Source organism: Leptodesmis sp. (assembly GCF_052746595.1).
This window is the reverse complement of record NZ_JBRAGO010000052.1, coordinates 1-18,466: the sequence shown is the minus strand read 5'-3', so window position 1 is coordinate 18,466 and position 18,466 is coordinate 1. Positions and strand designations below refer to the sequence as shown.

Genomic DNA, 18,466 nt, shown 5'->3' with positions numbered 1-18,466 from the left:
TAAGTTGGATTTAATGTAGGCCTCATTTTTGTCCTGAATAAACGTGTAGGTATCGTCCCAGGCTGACCAGTCGCCATAGCGAGATGTGAAGGCTTCCTACTCCTTGACAAGGACGTTTAGCACGCCTTGCAGCGATTGACGGGCGCTTTGCTCTTCAGCTTTCTGTAAGCTGCCCAGTAGAATTATTGAAGAAGCCAAATACACCACACTGGTTAAACCAGCTAGGATGAAACAAAAGGTCAGAATTATCTTCTCTCGTAAAGTTAATTGCTTCGGCGGAAGGGCTTTTATAAACATTTCATTAATGACCTGTGATAGTTGAAGCAGCAGTCAATGTAAAAAGCTCACCCGGGGAACAGGCATATTTGAGAGTGGGCACCTTTGATCAGATGCCTACCATGCTGATGGAAGAACACGATTAGTCTTCCCAGAGAGATGAAAGGGCTAACCACTGGACTCTCGGTCCTCCTTACGCTGTGAAAAAGGGGTCGCTACAATAGGTCTTATTCTTTACTGTGGCGATCGCTTTGGCTGACACATCTTCTACACCCAAACCCGTCTTTATTCTGGTGGATGGTCACTCTCTGGCTTTCCGCTCCTATTTTGCGTTTGCAAAAGGGCGAGACGGGGGCTTGAGAACCAAAACGGGCATTCCTACCAGCGTTTCCTATGGCTTCCTGAAAGTCTTACTGGAGGTGATGGAGTCAGAAAAACCTCAGTATATGGCGATCGCCTTTGATGTTGGGGAGAAAACCTTTCGGCACGACCACGATGCTAGTTACAAGGAAGGCAGGCCAGAAGCTCCTGAAGATTTTTTACCCGACCTGATGAATTTACAGGAACTGCTGGCCGCTCTCAATTTGCCCGTCTTCACCGCTCCCGGATATGAAGCAGATGACATTATTGGAACGTTGGCCAAGCGAGCCAGGGAATCAGGCTTCCGAGTGAAAGTTTTAAGTGGCGATCGAGATCTGTTTCAACTGGTGGATCCGGAGGGCAGCACAACCGTTCTGTACCTGAGTACCACCTACGGCAAAGGCGCACCCCCACCCAAGGAATTTGGTGTTCAACAGGTCAAGGAAAAGCTGGGGATCGCGCCCTCTCAGGTAGTGGACTTTAAAGCCTTGTGTGGTGACTCTTCTGACAATATTCCAGGTGTGCGGGGGATTGGGGAAAAAACGGCGGTGCAATTGCTGACGGAATACGGGTCGTTAGACCAAATCTATGCCTCGCTAGACTCGATGAAAGGCGCATTAAAGAAAAAGTTGGAAGAGGGACGGGACGATGCCCTGCGATCGCAGTACTTAGCACAAATTCATCTGGATGTGCCGCTGGATGTGTCGTTGGCATCTTGTAAGCTGCAGGGCTTTGATGATGCCGCTGCCCTGCCGTTGCTGGAAAAGCTGGAGTTTCGCTCCTTTCTCAACAAGATTCAAAACTTACATCGGTGGTTCAGTGGCCAGGAAGCAAAGCCCGAAGATGCCGAACAGCCTCAGGTAGCCGCGACGGTGATCGCGCAAACGCAAGCCAACCAACAAGGTGATGATGTCTGGTTTTTCACTGCCGCAGATACGGAAGCCGCCAGTCCTGCCCAGAAGATCGTCCTCCATCCTCGCATCATTGACACGCCGGAGAAATTGCAGGAGTTGGTCGTCCTGCTGAAACAGCGAAATCAACCAGATACCCTGACCAGTTGGGATACGGAAACAACCGCTCTGGAACCCAGAGATGCCGAATTAGTAGGAATTGGATGCTGTTGGGGCGATGGTCTGTCTGATATGGCCTATATTCCGCTGGGACATCACACAGGGCAGAATCTGGATAAGGCTCTGGCACTGGAGGCTCTGCGCTCGATTCTGGAAGATCCTGCCTATCCAAAAGCGCTGCAGAACGCCAAGTTCGATCGCCTTGCCCTGAGACAACACGGCATCCACTTGGCAGGCGTTGTGTTTGACACCATGTTAGCCAGCTATGTGCTGAATCCGGAAGAGAGCCACAATCTGTCTGACTTAACCCGTCACTATCTGGGAATCTTCACTCAGAGCTACACTCAATTAGTCCCCAAAGGCAAGACTATTGCGGATGTGTCCATTCCAGCCGTAGCAGATTATTGTGGCATGGATGCCTATACAGTGTTTCGACTGGTGCCCTTACTGCGTGCCCGATTGGCAGAAGTTCCCGCCCTCGATCGCCTGTTGCTGGAAATTGAGCAACCCCTGGAACCCGTACTGGCCGAGATGGAATGGCAGGGAGTGCGGATCGACCAGGACTACTTACGGGAATTTTCCAAACAACTGGAGCGAGATCTGGCCGAGATTGAGAAGCGAGCCTACGAAGCAGCGGGACAAACCTTCAGCCTGGGATCGCCCAAACAGTTGAGCGATTTACTGTTTAATACCCTGGGATTGGACAGACGCAAATCTCGCAAGATTAAAACAGGTTACTCCACCGATGCTGCAACGCTGGAGAAACTTCAAGATGATCATCCGGTGGTGGCGGCGATCGTCGAATATCGTACCCTGACGAAACTAAAATCCACCTACGTCGATGCCCTGCCCGCTCTGGTAAGACCGGACACAGGACGGGTTCACACAGATTTCAACCAGGCGGTTACGGCGACGGGACGGCTGTCGTCCTCCGATCCTAATCTGCAAAATATCCCCATCCGCACAGCCTTCAGTCGCCAGATTCGTAAAGCCTTCATTCCCGAACCGGGTTGGCGCATGGTGTCAGCCGACTACTCCCAAATTGAACTGCGGATTCTCGCCCACCTGAGCCAGGAACCCGTATTGCTGGAAACGTATCGGAAGCGGGAAGATGTTCATACCCTGACCGCCCAATTACTCTTTGAAAAGGAAGAGATTACGCCAGAAGAACGCCGATTAGGAAAGGTGATTAACTTTGGCGTGATCTACGGCATGGGCGCTCAACGCTTTGCCCGTGAAGCCGGAGTTGATCGCAAACTGGCCCAAACTTTCATCGATCGCTTTAACGAACGCTACTCCAATGTATTCAAGTATCTGCAACAGATGCAACAGGAAGCGATCGCCAAAGGCTATGTAGAAACCATTCTCGGTCGCCGTCGCTACTTTAAATTCAACAGTGATAATTTGCGAAAGTTGCGCGGCCTGCCTCCTGAAGAAATTCAGTTAGATAAAATCAAACTTCGAGATCAGTACGACGCACAACTTTTACGCGCTGCTGCGAATGCTCCGATTCAAGGTTCCAGTGCTGATATCATCAAAATTGCGATGGTGAAGCTACATGAGTTACTTAAGGATCATCAAGCCCATTTGCTGTTGCAAGTTCATGATGAGCTCATTTTTGAAATGCTTCTCGCCGAATGGGAAACTTTACAAGCCAGGATTCAAGCAATTATGGAATCTGCTGTCCAGCTTTCAGTCCCTCTAGTGGTTGAAATTCGTGCTGGTGATAACTGGATGGAGGCAAAATAGGCACGACTGCTGGTGGCCACCAAAACAGCGTCTTGCATCGTCAGGAATAGGGTGGCGATTGCCAAGATAAAGCCGAGGCGGGACAGGGCCATGGCAGTATGAAACCCAACTCCCACAAGTGAGCGATCGCCCTGAATTCCTGATTGTGTCTTACGTCTTGTGTCATTCCCTGCCCTACAATTGACCAATGACAAATGACGAATGACACTCAAAATACCGATGCCCACTGCCTCATCCGATTCCACTGTAACCTCAACCACCTCTGCTGCTGCCATTTCCCAAATTTACCACCAACCCTTTGCCGATCTGCTGTTCGAAGCCCAGCGAATTCACCGGGAACACCACAATCCCTATGCAGTGCAGCTGTGTACGCTCTGCAATATCAAGACAGGAGCCTGTCCAGAAGATTGTGCGTACTGCTCTCAAAGTGTGCATAACGACACGAATCTCAAGCCAGAACCATTGCTGGATCTGGATGAAGTGGTGGCCCAGGCAAAGGCCGCGAAAGCCAATGGCTCAACTCGCTTCTGTATGGGGGCAGCATGGCGAGAAATCAAGGATGGTCCACAGTTCGATCGCGTTTTAGAGATGGTACGCCAGGTGGCCGCATTAGATATGGAAGTCTGCTGCACCTTAGGAATGCTAAATGCAGATCAGGCGCAACGGTTGAAGGCAGCAGGGTTGACAGCGTACAACCACAATCTGGATACATCCCCGAATTACTACGGGCAGATTATTACCACACGCACCTATCGCGATCGTCTGGAAACCATCCGAACAGTGAGTGCGGCGGGCATCTCGGTTTGCTGTGGTGGTATTCTGGGCCTGGGTGAATCGTTGCAGGATCGGTTGGATCTGCTGGCGGCATTAGCGGAGTTAGATCCAGCCCCAGAATCAATTCCAATTAACTGCCTGGTTCCGGTTCCGGGTACGCCGTTGCAAGATGTTCCTCCTCTTGATCCGATCGACCTGGTACGGATGATTGCCACGACTCGTATTCTGTTTCCCCAGGCGATAGTGCGTTTGTCTGCTGGCCGCTTGACAATGAGTGATGAACTGCAAGCCCTATGTTTTCTGGCGGGAGCCAACTCGATTTTTACTGGCCCCAAATTGCTGACGACCCCAAATCCCGATAGTAATCAGGATCAGCGGTTGTTAAGCCGGTTGGGTATGGTGGCCAAGGAACTTTAAGGGAAGGGAATCGGCTACAATTGGGTGCCGCAAGGACAATTGCTAAGAATAGTGCAGAGGAGGAAGAAATGGCGGTACAGGAACAGGCTCCGGCGGATGGACTAAAACAATTTTCCGTGCTGGGGGTTCCGGTGCATCTGGCTGAGAACTATTCCAGTTGGTTGCTGTCCCGTGCTCAACAAAAGCAGGGCTGTCACGTCGTCACCTTGAATGCGGAAATGACAATGCAGGCAGAACAGGATCCTCGCCTTGCTCAGGTGATTCATCAGGCAGAACTGGTAATTCCTGACGGTGCTGGAATTGTGTTTTACCTCAAGCTCTACGGCAAACACATTGAACGGCGACCAGGAATTGAGTTGGCCGAATCCCTCCTGCAAGCCTTTGGTCAGTCTCCTGCGCTGGGTTCGGTGTTTTTCTTTGGGGGAGCGCCAGGAGTCGCAGAACAGGCGGCAGCTATCTGGAAAGTGCGATCGCCCCAATTGACGATCGCAGGTATCCAACATGGCTACCTCGCCCCCGATGACCAGCCCCAGCTTGAGCGTTTGCTCAAGGAACTGCAGCCCACCCTGATCCTGGTCGGCTTGGGAGTGCCCCGTCAGGAGTTCTGGATTGCTGAACATCGCCACCTCTGTCCCCAGGCTATCTGGATTGGAGTCGGGGGTAGTTTTGATATCTGGGCGGGCACCAAAGTTCGTGCTCCCGAATTCTTCCGTAAGAACCATCTGGAATGGTTGTACCGTCTCTACCAGGAACCCTGGCGTTGGCGACGGATGCTGGCTTTACCCAAGTTTGCACTCAAAGCCGTCCTGTATCGTCTGAAAGCATTACAGTAGAAGGGGTATTCGTTATAGATTGTGGCAATGAGTTCAGCAACACCGTCCCGATCTCCGTCCACATCACGATCGCTGCAATCCCTACCCGCTAAAATCTTTCATTGGGTAAATGTCGTCAGCCTCACGATTATGCTGATGAGTGGCCTGCAAATTTACAATGCCAATCCCGTCTTTGGGGGACGCGAAGGCTGGCACTTTCCGCCCTTTTTGCTCTTAGGGGGTTGGTTGGCCGGAGGACGGCACTGGCATTTTGCCGCGATGGGCATCTTCTCCCTGAATCTGCTCTGGTACGGCCTTTATATTCTGGCTACCCGCCGCTGGCGACATCGCTTTGTTGGCAGTAACGACCTGAGAGCCTTGCAAATCGGCAAGAATCCCAAGCGCAAGATTTACGCCTGGCACCGGATTGCTTACACCGCCATTATCCCGATCCTGTTGCTGGCCATCTTTACAGGCATCGGGATGTACAAACCGGCCCAGTTTCCCTGGATTGTAGACTGCTTCGGCGACTGGTTTGCTCTACGAGTCGTCCACTTTGCCACCGTCCCGCTGGTGTTCCTGTTTGCGATCGTCCATTCCCTCCTGGCTCTGAAAGCAGGCGGCGAACGGTTGGTGAATTCAATGTTCTGGGATGAAATGCTGTGAGGTTCTCCATGTCTCTTCCCCCCAATTCTGCCAATCCTCTTTCTCGGCGTAATCTCCTGCGGCTGGCAGGTTATTCTGCAGGGGGGATGTTGCTAACAGGGGCATCCTTGACGCTACTGGAAAATCTGGCTGGTCGAGCGACGGAGCCATTGAATCAAAAGTTAGAGGAACTGCTGTTTCAGTCGCAAACGCCCGTGCCGGAATTTCCCGTGAGCGAGATCGAGCCAGAAAAGCTGATTGTTAATACTTACGGCTTTACGCCTGAAATTGATCTCATCTCATTTCGACTAGCAGTTGATGGTGAAGTCAGCAATCCTTTAGCACTTGATCTGGCAACCATTCAGCAAATGTCGAGAAAGTCGATGGTGATTCGCCATGTCTGTGTGGAGGGCTGGGCAGCGATCGTTCAATGGGCGGGAGTGCCCTTGCGGGATCTGATTCGACTGGCGCAACCGAAACCGGGCGTGCGGTATGCTTATTTCTTTTCTGCAGATGGCTATTATGAAAGCTGGGATTTAGCATCCTGTTTGCATCCTCAGACAGTGCTGGCCTATGAAAAAAATGGTGCGCCCCTGCCGATCGAAAATGGTGCTCCTTTACGGCTGGCCTCGCCCATTAAGTTGGGCTACAAGCTGAGTAAATGGATAACGCGAGTGACCCTGGTGAGCCAGTTGCGATCGCGCCGGGGCTACTGGGAAGACCAGAGCTATGAATGGTTTGCCGGACTGTAATTGCAGATAGCGTTAAGGTTGGGGGCTTAAAACCAAGTCCCACTCTTTAACTTTAGGTTTCCACACCGGAGCAGAGGTTGTTCCCACCACATACGGCCCCCAATACTGTCGAGAACCATCCTGGGCAAAGGCAACCAGAATATCACCAGGCTTCAACTTGAGATTGCGTTTAGGTAAAGACACAACCAGCCCCTTTTCGCGGCCTTCCCCTGGATCAAAGTCCCAATGGGCAGGAGGCTCATAGAGTGCCTGTGCCTCTGCACCCGTGCCACTTTTGCCCGATTTTTTGATCAATAAAGCCACTCGGATCACCTGTTCAGTTTGATTACTGATCCGTAACAATCCCTGTTGCCCCACGATCGTCATTGATTGAGCCGAATCGGCACTATCCTGAGCGATCGCAGGCGCAGGCGAAACCAGGGGCGCAGATGGCTTGGCCAGTAGATGCTTACCCTCCAATTCTGAAGTAGCTACTGTTGGTGCAGTCGCATCTAGTTTCATTCTTTCCTGGCCTAAATGACTGATACTCAATCCAGCCCCTGCCATCGCAATGGCTACCAATACTCCCCACCCCACTACAAACCGTCCTCCAAGTTTCCGTTCCTCGAGCGATCGTCCTCTCATGGCGTTACCTGCCAACCCTGTACTACAGTAATAGCAACTTTCTACCCTCTGCAACGCTGATTTATCGATCCCCAAATGATTTGTAATGGTTTAGTAGGATTCAACGATCCCTAATCCCCAATTTCCCATCCTCATCCCCAACCCATGCAAAACACCCGCCTGAGTACCCTCTTTGATACCATCACCGACCGTTTAGGCGGTTGGCTCCGCAATCCCTGGCGGCGGCTCTCCGTACTGATTATTAGTCTGCTGTTTGGCAATTTTTTGGGCACTGCAGTTTCCACCGTCTCTGGTCAGCAAGCCGATCTAGATATTCTGGTCGCTGCGATTCTGGTAGCACTGACTGAGTTAATCAACCGCTTTGCCTATGGTGGTCGCCCCGAAACTCGACGATCGCTCCCCGTCCAACTGCTGAACGGCTTAAAATTGGGACTGACTTACAGTCTATTTGTCGAAGCCTTTAAATTGGGATCATGAGTCACTGAAAATTCTTGACTCTTAACTCTCCGCTCTTAACTCTTTAACTCCCCATTCCCTTCCCTACCCCCCCTATGCAACTCCTGCAATCCCAAACCCAATCCACTGATGTATCTGCTAAGTTGGCGGCCCTGCGATCGCTCCTTGTGGCCCAAAACGTCGATGCCTATCTGATTCCTTCAGCGGATGAGCATTTGAATGAATATTTGCCGGAAGCAAAACAACGTCGCAAGTGGATCAGCGGCTTTACCGGATCCGCAGGAGACTTTCTGGTGGGGCAGGAGCAGTGCTGGTTATTTGCTGATTCCCGGTACTACGAACAGGCAGAACTGGAAACGGATGCGTCCTTAATTCAAGTCTCAAAAGTTGGTCTAGACGATCACAAAACCCTGGAAGAGACATTAGAATCACTGGGACGAGAGGCCGTTGCAGCCGGAAAAACCTTGCGATTGGGGTATGATCCCTTCACGCTGTCAATTCACCAGTTTCGCGAGTTGCAAAAGCGGCTAGAGCCGTGTGGAGTAGTGCTGGTTGCTATTGCCGATAACCTGGTTGATCAGGTGCGGGGACAACAGCCCTGGGCCGATACTGAACCTGCAGTGGACTATGCCAGTTCTAAACTGTTTTATTTGTCGGACACTGTCACAGGAGAATCAGTTGACAAGAAGCTGGAGCGTCTGCGGGAAAAGTTGAAGAATTCTGGCACAGATATTCTGCCGATTACCAAACTGGATCAAATTGCCTGGTTATTTAATCTGCGAGGTTGGGATGTTCCCTATAATCCGGTATTCATTGCTTACGCGATCGTCACTGCCCAAAAAGCATTTCTGTTCACCAATCTGAACCGAATCGATATCAATATATATCAGGCACTGGAACCTTATGTCACCCTGTTGCCCTATGCTCAATATGCGAGCACCCTCAAATCCTTGCTAACACCTTCCAGTTGGGTTCTGATTGACCCCAAACGCACCACAATGGGTACTTGCCAGTTGCTCAAAAATAGTGCAGGCAGGCTGCTGTGTAAGATTTTGGAAACGGCAAACCCGATCGAGAGCATGAAAGCTCGCAAGAATGCCACCGAAATTGAGCAGATGCAGCAGGCCAATTTGCAAGCTAGTCGTGCCAAGACTCGTACCATTTACTGGATGATGCAGCAACTGGCCGCCGGTCAGTCTCTCACGGAGGCAGAGGTCGCCGCCACGGTAGAACGCAACTACGCAGAAGAAGCCGACTTTCAGGGATTGAGTTTTAATACGATCGCCGGATCGGGCGCGAATAGCTCGATCGTCCATTACGGTACTCCCAATCCAGAGAAAGTCTTGCAACCAGGGGAATTATTACTACTGGATTCCGGCGCTCAGTATGCTTCTGGTACGACGGATGATACGCGCACGATCGTCATTGGCGATCCCACGCCGGAGCAAATCAAGCGTTACACAGAGGTGTTGAAAGCACACATCAACTGCGCCATGCAAAAGTTCCCGAAAGGAACCACAGGTGCGCAACTAGATGGCATCACGCGATCAACCCTCTGGTACGCTGGATTAGACTATGGTCATGGCACCGGACATGGAGTAGGAGCCTTTTTGAATGTTCACGAAGGGCCAAACGGCATCAGTAAGCGAGTCAGTGAGCCACTGGAACCGGGTATGGTCACCAGTATTGAACCGGGCTATTATAAACCGGGCTGGGGTGGCATCCGCATTGAAAATCTGTATGTCGTCAAAGAACTGCCCAAAGCTGACAATTCATCAGACAATGAAGATGCCCTTACCTGGTACGGCTTTGAGTCTCTCACCTACATTCCTTTTGATAAACGATTGATTGATTGCGATTGCCTCAATGCCCGTCAGCGTCAATGGTTAGAGACTTACTATCAAACTGTTCTCGACAAACTCACCCCATTGCTGAATGATGCTGAAGCTGCATGGCTACATCAGATCTGTAGCCTTTAATCCCTGCTGTCACAGTTTGATTCTCTTACCATGCTCTCTCAGAAGGAATTATAGCTAAACTAATAAGGCCGAATTTTCAGTTAGGGTTAATGCAGGGCGCGATCGCTCCCAATGAGATCACGTAAGCTCTGCAAGAGATCTTCCAGGGTGTAGGGTTTGAGTAAAAAAACATTGGCTCCGGCAGCTAAAATTGTTTCTCGGTTAGTAGATAAGCCGCTAATCGCGATGATTTTCACCTGGGGATTGATCTTTTGCAAAATACGAACCGTTGTAACTCCATCCATATTCGGCATCATCACATCAATCAACACAACTTTAACTTCATCTTGATATTTTGTGTATAGAGCCGTTGCTTCAATTCCATCACTGGCAACTAGCGTTGTGTATTGATGATGTTCTAACAGGGATTGATTAGCTCGTTGCACAGCCATATCATCATCTACAATTAACACCAGTTCTCCATGCCCACCCAGCAATTCCTCTGACTGTACCAGTTCTTCCGTTGCGCCCTCAATGGCCGGTAAATACACCTTAAACTGGCTACCCTGCCCAACTTCACTCGATACCTGTACAAATCCTCCATAATCTTTGACAATACCCAGAACGGTTGACAGACCTAAACCTGTTCCTTTGCCCGGTTCTTTAGTCGTGAAGAAAGGTTCAAAGATGCGATCGCGCAATTCCGCCGGAATTCCGATTCCAGTATCAGCAATAGTGATTAATACATAGTTGCCAACCTGAGCATGCAGATTCATTTGAGCAAAGACGGCATCCACAAAGTAATTCTCCACAGACAGCGTCAGCGTACCGCCGTTGGGCATGGCATCACGGGCATTAACGCAGAGATTCATCAACACCTGATAAAGATGAGTTGGGTCTGCAGAAACTAATCCGCAAAACGGGTTTGGAATATTGTCACGCACCGTGATCGTCTTGGGAAAGGTTTGCTGAACAACTTGAATCACTTCCAGTAACAAAGGAGCAACTTGCAAGGGCACCCGCTTTTCCCCTGTACTGCGTGTAAAGGTGAGGATTTGCTTGATCATGTTTGCGCCTCGTTTGGCACTATCCTCTAAAACCCTAAGCATTTCCTGCGATCGCGCATCCAGATTTAATGGCTTCAGGCGTAACAACTGAGCGATCGCCAGAATCGGCGTCAAAACATTGTTGAGGTCATGGGCAATGCCACTGGCCAGGGTTCCTAAACTCTCCAGGCGTTGAGCTTGATAAAACTGAGCTTCGATCTGCTTCCTCTCCGTGATGTCGGTGCTGACGGCCAGGATAGATCGGGGTGGGCCCACCTCATCCCGCACCAATGTCCAATGAGCATCAACGATGACCTCTTTGCCAGCCTTCGTCGTTTTATGGATTTCACCCCGCCACTCCCCCTGATCGAGCAACGTTTGCACAATTTCTGCTATCTGAGGAGTTGGCTCTTGCAAAAGATCACTCGCCTGCTGACCGATTGCCTCTGTGGCACTCCAACCATACAGCTGCTCGGCCCCCTGATTCCAATAGAGAATCTGGTGATCTAAATCGCGCACAAAAATAGCATCCGAGGCAATATCCAACAGGGCCGCTTGTTCCCGTGAGCTGAGAATGCGAAACCGTTCTTCGCTTTCCTCCAAAACTGACTGCATTCGTTCCCGCTCTAATAGATCGAGGCGTGTTTGCTGGTAAAGTTCGGACTGTTGAATGGCAATGCCAACCTGGGTAGCTAATTGTTGCAGCAGATCAATTTCAGCAGTTTGCCATTGCCAGGGAGCAGAGCAATGCTGAACCGCCAACAACCCCCAGAGTTGCTCTCCTTGCAGAATGGGTACAACCAGATTGGCCTTGACCTGAAACTGTTTGAGCAGATCTGCATAGCACAAATCCAGATCTGCTTGATCGATATTGTGTAAGATCCCCACCCTCCCTAAGCGGTAGGACTCGATATAGCGATCGCGAAAGCAGGGATCAGCAATGGTAGTAGACAGAATGGAGATCCAATTGGCCCCAACGGATTCCATAATCACATCCCCCTGCCATTCCGAACGCAATCGAAAAATAATCACTCGATCGGTGTTAAGTAATTCTCTAATTAGTTCCACAGTACGAGACAGTACTTTGTTCAGTTCCAGGGACTGGCGTATGTCATGGGAAATATCTGCAATCAGTTGTTCTCGTAAAATTTGCTGCTGCAATGCTAACTCAGTTTGCTTGCGATCGGTAATATCAATCGAAGTACCGACAATGCGATAGATTTCTCCTTGTTCATTGCGTACCGGAGAGGGGGTTGTTATTGTCCAGATTGTGTGAGTTGCCAACACAACATACTCTTCATAGGAGATGCTGGTGCCTGCCTATAAACAACGCTCATAGCTCTGCCGGAAAGTTGCTCCAGTGACGGCTCCGAACACCACCTCTGGGGATTTACCCTGGATGTCTTGCTGGCTGACCCCAACATATCGTTCAGCATGATGATTAAAGGCAACGTAGCGAAAGTCATGATTTTCAACTACATCAATGACAAACACAGCTTGATCTGCGGCATTATAGATGCCATTAAGAAATTCTTCTCGCTGGCGTAGTTGGACTTCTGCTTGTTTGCGATCGCTAATGTCTCTCAGAATGGAGAGATGATGACCAGGGATAAAGTTGGCGATCGCATTGAATTCAGCATCTCGTGTGGTGCCATCAGGACGATGCAACGTGATTTCTCCCGACATCTGCCCCTGTTGCAAAAACTGTTGCCAGACCTGAGTAAACTCTATGCCGGATCGACAAAATTAGCAACGCAGGAACAGAGCAGTTCTTCCTTCGATACCCCAAACAATTTGCAGGCAGCAGGATTCCCACCTACATACTGCCCCTGATCATCGGCAATGGTGATGGCATCCAGTGCATACTCAAAGAGGGCTTGCCATTGGGTTTCCTGCTGCCGCAAGGATTGATTGGCATGGCTTAGTTCTGCCGATCGTTCGACCACCCGTCGCTCCAGTTCATTGCGCGCCTTTTGTAAGTGCTGTCGTTCCTGCTCAAGTGTCTGGTAGGCAACCTCTAACTCCTGATTCTTCTGGTGTAGTTCGGCCTGGGTCGATCGCAATTGTTCCAGGGTGACCCGTAATTCTTCATTCACCGCTTTGAGTTCAGCAATTTTGGGAGTAGCCAGTTGTAACTCCTTGGAGGTTGTTGGCAAAGAGGATTAAATGGGATTTAACCGATAGCCCACCCGATAAACGGTTTTAATCAAATCTTTGGGAGCACCCACCTCTTTAAATTTTTCTGCCGCAACTCCTTAATGTGAACCCGAACCACTTCTTCTCCAGGAAATTCTGTGGCAGCCCAGCCGTGATCCAGAATCGCCCTCGCACTGAAAACAGTCTGGGGATGGCGCAGAAATAACTCCAAAATGGCATACTCTTTTGGCGTTAATACCAGTAAATGGGTACCATAGATTACTGTGCGACTATTTGGATCCAGAAATAAATTTCCCCGGGACAGTATTGGCTGGCTAGTGGATCGTCCACGTCGCAATAACGCCTGCACCCGCGCTACCAACTCCTCAGCATCAAAGGGTTTCACCACATAATCATCAGCCCCGGAATTAAGCGCGATCGCTTTTTGCTGTACCCCGCCTTGTCCCGTTAATAACAAAATAGGACTTCAGAGTCCTCCAGCCCGCAAATATTGACACAGACTAATTCCATCCAGCTTGGGTAGCACAACATCCAGCAAAAGCAGATCGTATTCAAAGGCTTCTGCCATCTCCAAGCCAGCTTCGCCATCTACGGCCAGATCCACGGTATAGTTATAGCTGGAAAATAAGAGTTGTAGGGTTTGCGCGACAGGGCGATCATCTCTACTATTAGAATTTTCATAACGCAGGACAAAGCCGGATAGGAGAAAGCATAAAGCGAGGATTAATTTGCACAAATAGATACATTTTTAATTAAAGTTAATCAAACTTACTTTAAATAGCCTCCAGTTCAATCATCAAACTAGGAAAATTTCTCATTTCCTTACAATTTCCTTACAACTGATTGAGAAACTGGTTAGAAGTAGTCTAAAAGTTTACATCGTCTTAGCTTCCTAGTTAGGACAAAGCTCTTGGTGACCTCTCCTACAGCCCCACCCTCCTTCTATCAAGAGGGGTAAGGAGAGGTTAATTCCTGGCCTAAAGGTATGTCGATAGAATGAGGAATCAATAGGCATAATTTGAAACTGGGTGAAAAAAGACGATCGCTGTTGGAGGTTAAAGAATCACCCACAGATCTTTATTCTGCAATCTTCCAGGTTCTTTAACCCTGATCGACTGACAAATCTTTTGCGTTGTCGCCCGAACCACCCTCACCCTAGTCCTCTCCCAACTTGGGAGAGGACTAGGGTGAGGGCAAGAGAGTTTTGTCAGCCAACCAGTCTTTAACCTCCCAACGCTGACTAACTCAGCACCCAACTGACCAGTGTGCGTACCCCAAAGCCAGTGGCACCGGGATTGTTGTAACCGTTCTCCTTATCCACCCAAACGGGGCCAGCAATATCCAGGTGGGCCCAGGGAGTTTCCTTAACAAATTGTTTCAGGAATAGGGCCGCAGTAATGGCACCACCGGGGCGAGGGCCAGTATTTTTCATATCAGCCACCACAGACTTCATGCCTTCAAAGTAAGTCTCTTCCATTGGCATCCGCCAGAGTTTTTCACCCGCAGATTCAGACGCTTTCAGGAGTTGATCGGCAATTTCATCACTGGGACTCCACAATCCGGCAATGTTGTCTCCTAGAGCGATTACGCAGGCTCCGGTGAGAGTAGCCAGATCGACGATCGCATCCACTCCCAACTTCTCGGCAAAGACCAGGGCATCCGCCAGCGTCAGCCGACCTTCCGCATCCGTGTTGTTGATTTCGATCGTCTTGCCATTGGAAGCCGTAAGAATATCACCGGGGTGCATGGCATGACCACTGATCATGTTTTCCGTAGCGGCACTAATGAAATGTACTTCCACATCCGGTTTCAGTTGCGCGATTGCTTTGGCGGCTCCCAATGTGGCTCCGGCTCCCCCCATATCCGTCTTCATCATCTCAATGCCACTGCCAGAGACTTTAATGTTCAAGCCCCCAGAGTCAAACGTCAGTCCTTTACCGATGATGGCCAATTTGCGGCGCGGGGTGCCTTCTGGCTTGTAAGTCAGGTGAATAAATTTGGGTGGCAAATCAGAAGCCTGGGCCACTCCTAAATAAGCACCCATGCCTAACTTTTCGCAGTCTTCCCGTTCCAGAATTTCCAGTTCTAGGCCGTACTCCTGAGCGATCGCGCTGGCCGTCTCAGCGAGAGTAATCGGAGTAACAATATTGGCGGGGGCAGCAACTAATTCTCTGGCCAGAATCACACCAGAGCAGATTTGTCGAGCGCGGGTAATCGCGGCTTCCTGTCCACCTAATCCCAACAACTCCACCTGTTCCACTTGCGGGCCTTGCTTCTCTTCCGGATCAGATTTGAAGCGAGTGTCTTGATACAGGGCCAGTTCTACCCCTTCCGCGATCGCCTGGGCTGTCGCCGCCGCATCCCCATTCCACAGCGGCAGACCGATCCCCAATGTCTTGCATTTTTCTTTTTTTGCAGCTTTAGCGCTGGCAGCCCCAGCACGGCGCAACGTTTCCAGCTTCAAGCCATCCGGTTTTCCCAGGCCCACCAGAATAATTTTGCGGATGCTACTTCCTCCACCCACGCGGGTTGCAGCACTGCTGCCCTCTTTTCCTTTAAATTCTGTTTCAGTAATGAGCTCCTTGAGGGTTCCCGCCAGTTTTTCATCCAAGGCAGCCAGATCATCGGTGAGTTCTACCTGATCTTCAAATAACCCCACAGCCAGAGCATCTCCAGTCCATTCCAGGCGGGGGGTATTGGTGACACGCAACTCCATTAAAAAATCCTCTACGTTCCTGTTAAATCTACTGATCTCCAGTATTGATCAAAAGATTGAGGACAGGAGGAATTAAACCTTGTCCAAGTCCAAAATCCTAGTTTCTCTGATATGAAAACAACTGTTCTCTAGCTGAATCTGATTTAACAGAGCAGAATCTTTCGTACACTTTTGCTAAAAAATGTTAGAGTCGCAAGAGATTTTCTAGTTCTGGTAAGGGAATCATGCCGAATTTAGAAAAGCAACGAGTGTATCAACTCGTGGGCGGTGGGTTGTTGTGTGTCGTGGTGCTGGGCAGTGGAATTGCTAAAGCTCTGCTGGATCGGCAAACAGCGAATTCAGCCAGATTGTTTCAGGTAGGGACAGAACTACAGACCGGAACGGTACAGGTGAATGACATTAATGTCCTGAAAGCTTTACCCGCCAATAAACGTACCGAGAAACTGACCGCGATCGCTCAGGGCAAGGAGACGATCGCACGCAGCCGCGCCCGTTACCTGCTGGCGAATGAACTGTTGCAACAAAACCAGCCGCAAAAAGCCTTAGAGCAACTAGATAAACTGGAAACGTCTTACCCGGTCATGGCTCCTCATATTCTCTTGAAGCGGGCGCAGGCGTACCAGCAGGCCGGAGATACGGCCAAAGCAACCAGCACCCGTCAGGAAGTGGTGAAACAGTATCCCCATGATCCTGCTACGGCAGAAGCCCTGTATGAACTGGGCAAAATCGATCCAGCCCTGTGGGATCAGGCAATCGCGCAGTTTCCGGCCCATCCCCGCTCGGTGGAGATTGCCCAACAACGCCTGCAGAAAAATCCCAACCAGCCCCAATTGCTGATGGTGATTGCTCGACATGGACTGTACCTGGAGAACTACACGAAAATCCTTGATCGCATTGTCGAGCAGTATAAGGATCAATTGCGGCCTGAAGATTGGGAAGCGATCGCCTTTGGCTACTGGGAAAAGCAGGCATACGGTAAAGCTGGAGAAGCTTACGCCAGAGCGCCGTTTACAGCCCGGAATGCTTACCGGACAGCGCGAGGGTTGCAACTGGGCGAAAAACCTGGCTCCACTGAGGCTTATCTGCGGATGATTCAGGCCTTCCCGACTAATAAGGACACGGGATTGGCCCTGATCCGCGTCTCGAAACTGGTGGACGCACAGCAAGCGATCGCCTATCTGGATCAGGCCATCAGTCAGTTTCCCGATCGGGCGGGAGAAGCTCTGTTACAAAAATCGAAGGTACTGGATGAACTGAACAACTCCCAGGCAGCCACTCTTTCCCGCCAGATTCTCCTCAGTCGCTATGGCAAATCGGATGCCGCCGCTGAGTTGCGCTGGGACATGGCTCAAAAAGCGGTTGCTGCAGGGGATGTCTCAACGGCTATCCAGTGGGCCTCTCCCATTCCGATCGAGAATTCAGACAGCGAGCATGCCCCAGAGGCGACCTTCTGGCTAGGGAAATGGGCCAGTCAACTGGGCAAGCAAAATGAGGCAAGGAAAGCTTTTGAAACGGTACTGTCTCGTTATCCCCAGTCCTACTATGCATGGCGGTCGGCGGCCATGCTGGGCTGGGATGTGGGGGACTTCTCGACGGTGCGCCAGTTGAAACCTGTGGTGGTTCGTCCAGCCGATCGACCCACCCTCCCCGCTGGCTCTAAGGCCCTGCAGGAACTGTACCACTTGGGACAGGATCAGGATGCCTGGAAAGTGTGGCAGACGGAATTTGAAAATCCCATGCAACCCACCGTTGCGGAGCAATTCACCGACGGTCTGATGCGGCAGAGTGTGGGCGACAATCTGGATGGCATCTTCATGGTGTCCTACCTGAGCCAGCGCGATGTGCCTGCTGAGCAAGACCAGTACAAAGCCTTGAAGCAAAATATTGATTACTGGTATGCCCTGTATCCCTTCCCGTACCTGGAGCAAATCGAAAAATGGTCGCAAGAACGGCAATTGAATCCCTTACTGGTGACAGCCCTGATCCGACAAGAATCTCGCTTTACGCCCGATATCAAGTCTTCTGCAGGGGCAGTCGGATTGATGCAGGTGATGCCCGATACGGCCACCTGGATTGCCCAAAACATCAAACTGAGGGAGTATCAGTTAGACAACCCGGAAGACAACATCAAGCTAGGCACCTGGTATCTGGACTACACCCATGAAGAGTATGCCAACAACTCCATGCTGGCCGTGGCAAGTTACAACGCGGGGCCAGGGGCCGTCGGCGATTGGGTGGCCCAAAAGGGGCTGAGTGATCCTGATCAATTTGTTGAATCCATTCCTTACAGCGAAACTCGCGGCTATGTAAAATCCGTGTTTGAAAACTACTGGAATTACCTGCGCCTTTATAACCCCCAAATCTCGCAAAAACTGGCTCAGGTTGCTAAGGATCATCCGACAGTGCAGTAGAGATGTTCCACTGGAATGCCCCTACTGCACGCAAATAGAACCTGAGATACGCTTAGTTCCTCTGAGCTGGCAGTTATCCTCCAGCCAGGATGTTCCCAGAAAGGGGGATACCTGACCGAAAATCGGTTATGTGTTGGGTGATTTAGGGTATTGCTGATTTCCACTGCCCTGGTCGCTGTGAGCGTCTTTATCAAAACGGAAGAGATCGGGAGACCTGTTGTTTTGATAAACCCACGATTGACC

15 protein-coding genes and 1 pseudogene are annotated in these 18,466 nt (G+C 50.4%); 8 read left to right on the top strand and 8 right to left on the bottom strand.

What is annotated here, in order from left to right; all coding sequences use genetic code 11:
• Nucleotides 1-78 (bottom strand): annotated as a pseudogene (locus ACUVQO_RS12730) (CHASE4 domain-containing protein); the annotation flags it as partial.
• A gap of 449 nt (nucleotides 79-527) precedes the next feature.
• Here ACUVQO_RS12730 and polA point away from each other — a divergent pair.
• The 5 genes from polA (at nucleotide 528) to ACUVQO_RS12705 (ending at nucleotide 6,855) form a co-directional block, all read left to right on the top strand.
• A complete protein-coding gene (polA, locus tag ACUVQO_RS12725; protein WP_445926247.1) occupies nucleotides 528-3,455 on the top strand; it encodes a DNA polymerase I in 2,928 nt (975 codons plus the stop codon).
• 201 nt (nucleotides 3,456-3,656) lie between these two features.
• Nucleotides 3,657-4,646 (top strand): biotin synthase BioB, encoded by a 990-nt coding sequence (gene bioB / locus ACUVQO_RS12720; protein ID WP_445926246.1) that lies wholly within the window; start codon nucleotides 3,657-3,659, stop codon nucleotides 4,644-4,646.
• A 68-nt stretch (nucleotides 4,647-4,714) separates the two neighbouring features.
• The gene (locus tag ACUVQO_RS12715; protein WP_445926245.1) at nucleotides 4,715-5,479 is read left to right on the top strand and encodes a WecB/TagA/CpsF family glycosyltransferase; all 765 of its coding nucleotides are present in this window, start codon (nucleotides 4,715-4,717) and stop codon (nucleotides 5,477-5,479) included.
• 27 nt (nucleotides 5,480-5,506) lie between these two features.
• Nucleotides 5,507-6,124, top strand: coding sequence for a cytochrome b/b6 domain-containing protein (locus tag ACUVQO_RS12710; RefSeq protein ID WP_445926244.1), 618 nt, complete (start codon nucleotides 5,507-5,509; stop codon nucleotides 6,122-6,124).
• Between the two features lie 8 nt (nucleotides 6,125-6,132).
• Nucleotides 6,133-6,855: a molybdopterin-dependent oxidoreductase gene (locus tag ACUVQO_RS12705; protein ID WP_445926243.1), complete on the top strand. Its 723-nt coding sequence runs from the start codon at nucleotides 6,133-6,135 to the stop codon at nucleotides 6,853-6,855.
• Between the two features lie 12 nt (nucleotides 6,856-6,867).
• On the opposite strand, the gene ACUVQO_RS12700 is transcribed toward ACUVQO_RS12705, so the two are convergent.
• Nucleotides 6,868-7,479 carry a hypothetical protein gene (locus tag ACUVQO_RS12700; RefSeq protein WP_445926242.1) on the bottom strand — a complete coding sequence of 204 codons (612 nt, stop codon included), beginning with the start codon at nucleotides 7,477-7,479 and terminating at the stop codon, nucleotides 6,868-6,870.
• Between the two features lie 144 nt (nucleotides 7,480-7,623).
• On the opposite strand from ACUVQO_RS12700, the gene ACUVQO_RS12695 reads away from it, so the two are divergent.
• Both ACUVQO_RS12695 and ACUVQO_RS12690 read left to right on the top strand, forming a co-directional pair.
• A complete protein-coding gene (locus tag ACUVQO_RS12695; RefSeq protein ID WP_445926241.1) occupies nucleotides 7,624-7,956 on the top strand; it encodes a DUF565 domain-containing protein in 333 nt (110 codons plus the stop codon).
• Nucleotides 7,957-8,030: 74 nt separating this feature from the next.
• Complete coding sequence (locus tag ACUVQO_RS12690) at nucleotides 8,031-9,914, top strand: aminopeptidase P family protein (protein WP_445926240.1); 1,884 nt, start codon at nucleotides 8,031-8,033, stop codon at nucleotides 9,912-9,914.
• Nucleotides 9,915-10,000: 86 nt separating this feature from the next.
• On the opposite strand, the gene ACUVQO_RS12685 is transcribed toward ACUVQO_RS12690, so the two are convergent.
• The 6 genes from ACUVQO_RS12685 to ACUVQO_RS12660 all read right to left on the bottom strand — a co-directional run bounded on the left by ACUVQO_RS12685 (nucleotide 10,001) and on the right by ACUVQO_RS12660 (nucleotide 15,812).
• Nucleotides 10,001-12,226 (bottom strand): PAS domain S-box protein, encoded by a 2,226-nt coding sequence (locus ACUVQO_RS12685; RefSeq protein WP_445926239.1) that lies wholly within the window; start codon nucleotides 12,224-12,226, stop codon nucleotides 10,001-10,003.
• A gap of 33 nt (nucleotides 12,227-12,259) precedes the next feature.
• A complete protein-coding gene (locus tag ACUVQO_RS12680; RefSeq protein WP_445926238.1) occupies nucleotides 12,260-12,625 on the bottom strand; it encodes a PAS domain-containing protein in 366 nt (121 codons plus the stop codon).
• Nucleotides 12,626-12,666: 41 nt separating this feature from the next.
• A complete protein-coding gene (locus ACUVQO_RS12675; protein ID WP_445926237.1) occupies nucleotides 12,667-13,095 on the bottom strand; it encodes a PAS domain S-box protein in 429 nt (142 codons plus the stop codon).
• A 50-nt stretch (nucleotides 13,096-13,145) separates the two neighbouring features.
• A complete protein-coding gene (locus ACUVQO_RS12670; protein ID WP_445926236.1) occupies nucleotides 13,146-13,553 on the bottom strand; it encodes a response regulator transcription factor in 408 nt (135 codons plus the stop codon).
• Between the two features lie 9 nt (nucleotides 13,554-13,562).
• Nucleotides 13,563-13,832, bottom strand: coding sequence for a response regulator (locus ACUVQO_RS12665; protein WP_445926235.1), 270 nt, complete (start codon nucleotides 13,830-13,832; stop codon nucleotides 13,563-13,565).
• A 504-nt stretch (nucleotides 13,833-14,336) separates the two neighbouring features.
• Entirely contained in the window at nucleotides 14,337-15,812 is a 1,476-nt protein-coding gene (locus ACUVQO_RS12660; RefSeq protein WP_445926234.1) for a leucyl aminopeptidase, read from the bottom strand.
• Between the two features lie 224 nt (nucleotides 15,813-16,036).
• On the opposite strand from ACUVQO_RS12660, the gene ACUVQO_RS12655 reads away from it, so the two are divergent.
• On the top strand, nucleotides 16,037-18,223 hold the full coding sequence (locus tag ACUVQO_RS12655) for a lytic transglycosylase domain-containing protein (RefSeq protein WP_445926233.1): 2,187 nt from the start codon (nucleotides 16,037-16,039) through the stop codon (nucleotides 18,221-18,223).
• Nucleotides 18,224-18,466 lie beyond the last annotated feature (243 nt).